This window comes from Corallococcus aberystwythensis (assembly GCF_003612165.1).
Classification (GTDB): Bacteria; Myxococcota; Myxococcia; order Myxococcales; family Myxococcaceae; genus Corallococcus; species Corallococcus aberystwythensis.
Genome location: NZ_RAWK01000619.1, coordinates 1 through 389, shown reverse-complemented (window position 1 = coordinate 389; position 389 = coordinate 1). Strand labels below are relative to the sequence as shown.

The window sequence follows — 389 nt, the reverse complement described above, 5'->3', positions numbered from 1 at the left end:
AAATGGATCCATTCTCAACAATAGTGTCAGAGTCTTCACCACCGAGATTATTCATGGTGCCACCAGCAAGCAACGTATCACTGGCTTTCCCGGCCAGCATAAAAACGCCGCCCTGATTAATCTCACAATTGCTGGCTTCCCCACCTGGATACACCAACAATTCACCACCTTCATCTACCACGACCGCTGAGGTTGTCCCATTAACCAACAGGCCGCCCTCTTGATCGAGAATGATTTTTTCCGCGCGATGTCCTTCCAGTACACGCAGGTTACCGCCATTTTCCAGCAACAAACCGCAGGCATAACCTTTATCAACGCTGAATTCACCTTCGGGATGGCGGCCATTAACCGTAGCGAGCGTAGAGAGACTAATTGCGCCACCCTCGGAC

At 50.9% G+C, this 389-nt stretch carries 1 protein-coding gene; it reads right to left on the bottom strand.

Going from position 1 to position 389, the window contains the following annotated elements; all coding sequences use genetic code 11:
• The coding region (locus D7W81_RS41760; protein WP_208721715.1) for an AIDA repeat-containing protein at window positions 1–389 on the bottom strand (389 nt) is incomplete at both ends.